Here is a 5,094-nt window from a genome sequence, read left to right as displayed (position 1 = left end):
TTTTACATATCTTCTTTGGAAGAGCTGGTTTTCAGAAAAGAACTCATGTTCCGGCTAAAATCCTGATGCCGGTTTAACCATCCTTCAACCGCAGTTCTTTCCTCATTGGTCCCTTCTAAAGCTGCCATCAGGGAACCAAGTTGTTCTTCATCGAGCTGGAAATTTCTAAAAAAGGATGCAACCATAGGGTTTGAGGCTGCAAATTTCTTGTTGCTTATGGTTTGTATCTTTTCTATACTTCCAAATGCAGCTTTAGGATCTTTCAGAAATTTCAGCTTAAAATTGCTGAACATATAATGTGGCGACCAGCCTGTTACTACAACAGCCTGCTTTTTGTCTATGCTTTTCTTTAATATGGCGAGCATTGCTGCCTCACTTGAGGATTGAAGTTCCAGTTTTAAATTGTAGTTTTTTACCGCGAGTTCTGCTTTATTCATAATTCCAGCTCCAGCATCAATCCCGATGATTTTGTGATCAAATAAAGAAGCGTTAGAGTTCAGCTCATCTATACTATTGATGTTCACATAATCGGGAACTACGAAGCCAATCTGGGCATGATTAAAATTGATTCCTAATACTTCAAGTTCTGAACCGTATTTTTCCATATAGTCTTTGTGGGTAACGGGCATCCAGGAATCTAAAAACATGTCTGCATCTCCACGGGCTACAGCGGCAAAAACAGGCGCAACATCTGCATTTTTTAGTTCTACTGTATAGCCTTCTCTTTCCAGCAATACTTTAGACAGTTGAGTCATGGCATTGCCTTCTGCCCAATTGACATAGGCGATGGTCACTTTCTTTTTCGCACCGGTATTTGTGCAGGAAAAGAGGATTCCCGTTAACATAACCATAAATAATCTGTTGATAAATTTATATAGCATATCTTTTTAATTTAATATTTGTCATTTTTATGAGTGGAGTGCCTTCTTTCGGTTTGTTCCAAAAGATTGGGTGATTCGGTCCAGAATAATGGCCAGGATCACTACAGAAATACCGCCTTCAAAGCCGAGTCCAATTTTTAGTTGGGTGATGCCTTTAAGTACGGTTTCTCCCAGTCCGCCTGCAGCAATCATTGCAGAGATGACTACCATGGAGAGTGCCATCATAATAGTTTGATTTACACCGGCCAATATGGTAGGCAAGGCAAGCGGTAATTCTACTTTGAACAACAATTGTCTGGGGCTTGCCCCAAAGGAACGGGTTGCTTCAACAATGTCTTCAGGTACCTGACTAATGCCTAGTGTTGTTAAGCGAACGGCTGGAGGCATAGCGAATATAATGGTTGCAAAAGCACCAGGTACTTTTCCCAGGCCGAAAAACAGTACTGCAGGGATCAGATAGACAAACGCGGGCATCGTTTGCATAAAGTCGAGGACCGGCCGGATAACCTTCTTCGCCAGCGGTTTTTTTGCAGCCCAAATGCCCAGGGGAACGCCCATTAATAAAGCCATAAAGGCTGAGGATAGAATCAGGGCTAAGGTTGACATCGTTTGTTCCCAGTAGCCCATTGCCCAGATCAGGGTCAAGCCGGCTAAAGTTAAAATCGTTACACCAAGGCCGGTCCTCTTCCAGGCCAGAAATGCAATGAGCAGTATAACTACGAAAAATGGGGGGAACATCAGTATCGACTCAACAGAATTTACTACAGACTCTACCACTAATTTGATTATATCAAATAAGGGAGCAAAATGCCTGGTCAGCCAGTTTATAAAATCCTCTATATAATTTCCTATATGTATATGTGTCATATGATTTCGTTTTGAAGGTGATCAATAGCGTTTCCGGTTACATTTTCCCAGGAGGTTCCGGTTGTTTCAATGAGCAGTGAGGTTTGTGCAACAATGCCCAGTAATTTGTTATTTTCTCTATCTACAACGGGTACTGCACGGCCATTCTCTGCAATAAAGGGAAGCATTTGCTCCACTGTCGTTTCAGGGTAGGCCACGGGGATATCACTCCTAATGGCTTTTGCAATCACATGATGGCCCTTGGATTTGATTTCCAACAGGTCTCTTAGATAAACAAAGCCAAGAAATTCTTTGTCAACAGAAACTGCGGGCAAGGTTGTAAGACCGGAGACACGCATTTTCCTCAAGCTTCCTTCAACGCCGTCTTTACCTGCTATGGCCACTGTTGGTTTCTCAAACATCAGACTTGCCGCGGTGATGATCGATTTTCGATCTACTTTTTCTACAAAAGAAGATACATAATCAGTTGCCGGATTGGTTAAAATCTCTTCGGGTGTACCAATTTGTATAATTTCTCCATCTTTCATTATGGCAATACGGTCGCCCAGTCGTATGGCTTCATCTAGGTCATGTGTAATAAAAACGATAGTTTTATGCATGGTTTTCTGCAGGTCGATCAGTTCTTCCTGCATTTGTGCACGGATCAGGGGATCCAATGCGGAGAAGGCTTCATCCATTAATAATATCTCCGGCTCATTGGCCAGTGCACGGGCTAAACCTACTCGCTGTTGCATCCCACCAGATAGTGCATCTGTGGGTTGATTTTCGTAACCCTTAAGTCCTACAAGCTCTATCACAGTTTTGGCTTTCTCTTCCCGTTCTTCTTCTGGTACTTGCTGAAGTTCCAGGCCAAAGGCTACATTTTCTACAACAGAACGATGGGGCAGGAGGCCGAATTTTTGAAATACCATAGCCATTTCTTTGTGCCGTACGCCCTGAAGCTCTTTGTCTGTCAGGCTGGTGATGTTCAGCTGGTCGAGGACTACTTTGCCTGATGTAGGTTCAATAAGTCTGTTCAGGCAGCGGAGCAAACTGGATTTGCCACTTCCTGATAAGCCCATTATGACAAAGAATTCACCTTTTTCGATTTCAAAATTGGCTTCTTTAACTGCAATAGTGCATCCTGTCTGTTCAAGGATTTCTGCCTTGGATTTTCCCTCTTTTAAAAGTGAAAGTGCCTCTTCTTTTTCTTTTCCGAAAATCAGCGTGAGGTCTTCTATTTTAAGTTTGGACATATTTAAAAAATTTACATATGATGGCTTAATGGCCACATATCTTAAATGCTTTAAAAAACATTAGTATTGAAAAATGAGGGTGAAATACCCAATGACATTTAAGCAGCTGTTACTTTACGAATAGACGCACGACGGGCGTATTAACGAGGCTGTTTAAATTAAAAACGTTGCAAAGGTAAGAAAAAATAACGAATAGTCAAATTGTTATCTCAAAAGGATGGGTTTGCGGACTGCGCTTTAGTTAAAAATGGTTGTGTTCTACTCCAAGGATCCGCACCTCTTTTACACTCCACTGACACCTTAAAACTGTTAAATAAACACCATTTTCTCAATTTTATGTTACTTTTGTCTCTATCAGATCAGAGATCAAAATATGAATACTACTGCAAAACTAACTTTACTTTTGAACGATCCGGATTTGGTGCAGCCCTTAAAGGCTATCGCACAGAAAGTTCAGAACAAAGAAAGAATCACTTTTGACGAAGGTGTTTATTTATATGAACATGCCGAACTGGGTTATCTTGGTGTACTTGCCAATCATATCAGAGAGGAAAAACACGGAGACAAAACTTTTTTTAACCGCAATTTCCATATAGAACCCACTAATGTTTGTGTGTACGACTGTAAATTCTGTTCTTATTCCCGCTTAATTAAACAGCGTGAAGAGGGATGGGAGATGAGCGTAGACGGAATGATAGACATTCTGAAAAAGTATGACAACGAGCCCGTAACAGAAGTGCACGTTACCGGAGGTGTAGTACCAAAGCAGAATCTGGAATTTTATGCCGACTTTTTCAAAAGAACAAAGGCACATCGCCCCGATCTCCATATCAAAGCCTTAACACCTGTAGAATACTATTATATATTTAAAAAGGCAAAATTGAGCCATTATGATGGCATGAAATATCTCAAAGAAGCCGGTTTGGATTCTATGCCTGGTGGTGGTGCAGAAATCTTTCACCCTGAAGTCAGAGAAAAGATTGCGCATGATAAATGCAATGCCGAACAGTGGCTGGACATTCATGAGCAAGCCCATAAATTGGGTATGCGTAGTAATGCAACCATGCTATACGGACATATTGAGGAATTCTGGCACCGCGTAGACCATATGGAACGTCTTCGCGAGTTACAGGACAAAACCGGAGGTTTTCAAGCCTTTATTCCATTGAAATTCAGGAATCAGAACAACCAGATGGATCATGTTCCGGAAGTTTCTGTGATTGAAGATCTGAGGAATTATGCTATTGCAAGAATCTACATGGATAACTTTGATCATATTAAAGCTTATTGGGCAATGATCAGTCGTCAAACTGCGCAGTTATCGCTTAATTTTGGTGTTGATGATATCGATGGCACTCTCGACGATACGACCAAGATCTACTCTATGGCTGGAGCAGAAGAGCAGACACCGGGAATGAGCACACAAGAACTGGTCAATCTGATCAAGCAGGTAGGCAGGCAGCCAATAGAAAGAGATACTTTATACAATGTCGTAACCGATTATACAGATTTTGTATTTGAGGACGAAGTCAAACCTCAATATTATAAATTGCCAGTAATTAACTAATGGATAAAGAGTTATATATTATAAGGCACGGAGAAACAGAGTTAAATAAACATGGGATTGTACAAGGACGCGGCATTAACAGCGACCTGAATGATACAGGCAGAGCCCAGGCCGAAGCCTTTTATCAGATGTATAAAGACATTCCATTTGATAAGATTTATACTTCAAGCTTAAAGCGTACCCATCAAACCGTTCATAAATTCATAGCGTCTGGACTGCCTTGGGAGCAGCTGAGTGGATTGGATGAATTAGCTTGGGGAGAATGGGAGGGAAAGCCCAGCTCAGAGCATGCACTTGCTGTATTCCGGGACATTGTAGAAAAATGGCAAAGCGGAGATTATGATGCCAAATTTGAAGGTGGAGAAAGTCCGGCGGAAGTTGCCCTAAGGCTAACAGAAGCCGTTAATCACATTAAAAGCCATCCTAAAGAAAAACTGGTTCTGGTTTGTATGCATGGCAGGGCAATGCGCTTGCTGTTGTGTTTGCTTACAGGTAAGCCAATGTCAGATATGGGCGAATTTCCGCACCAAAATACCACACTCTA

General features: G+C 41.6%; 5 protein-coding genes. 2 read left to right on the top strand and 3 right to left on the bottom strand.

What is annotated here, in order from left to right; genetic code table 11:
- Positions 1-2: 2 nt before the first annotated feature.
- The 3 genes from VNZ46_RS25885 to VNZ46_RS25875 are packed head-to-tail and all read right to left on the bottom strand — an operon-like array spanning position 3 to position 2,983.
- On the bottom strand, positions 3-881 hold the full coding sequence (locus tag VNZ46_RS25885; RefSeq protein ID WP_325564013.1) for a glycine betaine ABC transporter substrate-binding protein: 879 nt from the start codon (positions 879-881) through the stop codon (positions 3-5).
- A gap of 27 nt (positions 882-908) precedes the next feature.
- A complete protein-coding gene (locus tag VNZ46_RS25880; RefSeq protein ID WP_325564011.1) occupies positions 909-1,748 on the bottom strand; it encodes a proline/glycine betaine ABC transporter permease in 840 nt (279 codons plus the stop codon).
- Positions 1,745-2,983, bottom strand: a complete 1,239-nt coding sequence (locus tag VNZ46_RS25875; protein WP_325564009.1) for a glycine betaine/L-proline ABC transporter ATP-binding protein — start codon at positions 2,981-2,983, stop codon at positions 1,745-1,747. Before VNZ46_RS25875 ends, VNZ46_RS25880 begins: the two co-directional genes overlap by 4 nt.
- 373 nt (positions 2,984-3,356) lie before the next feature.
- Between VNZ46_RS25875 and mqnE the strand changes: the two genes are divergently transcribed.
- Both mqnE and VNZ46_RS25865 read left to right on the top strand, forming a co-directional pair.
- Positions 3,357-4,550, top strand: coding sequence for an aminofutalosine synthase MqnE (gene mqnE, locus VNZ46_RS25870; protein ID WP_199075324.1), 1,194 nt, complete (start codon positions 3,357-3,359; stop codon positions 4,548-4,550).
- Positions 4,550-5,094 (top strand): histidine phosphatase family protein (locus VNZ46_RS25865; RefSeq protein WP_325564006.1); only part of this gene is annotated, 545 nt, incomplete at its 3' end. The genes mqnE and VNZ46_RS25865, both read left to right, overlap by 1 nt.

The sequence above is a fragment of the Pedobacter sp. genome (genome assembly GCF_035566355.1).
GTDB lineage: Bacteria > Bacteroidota > Bacteroidia > Sphingobacteriales > Sphingobacteriaceae > Pedobacter.
This window is presented reverse-complemented; position numbering and strand designations above follow the sequence as displayed.

What these genes read in the sequence shown, in the direction of transcription:
- VNZ46_RS25885 (WP_325564013.1), bottom strand. Translation starts at nt 881, where the DNA reads ATGCTATATAAATTTATCAACAGATTATTTATGGTTATGTTAACGGGA.
- VNZ46_RS25880 (WP_325564011.1), bottom strand. Translation starts at nt 1,748, where the DNA reads ATGACACATATACATATAGGAAATTATATAGAGGATTTTATAAACTGG.
- VNZ46_RS25875 (WP_325564009.1), bottom strand. Translation starts at nt 2,983, where the DNA reads ATGTCCAAACTTAAAATAGAAGACCTCACGCTGATTTTCGGAAAAGAA.
- mqnE (WP_199075324.1), top strand. Translation starts at nt 3,357, where the DNA reads ATGAATACTACTGCAAAACTAACTTTACTTTTGAACGATCCGGATTTG.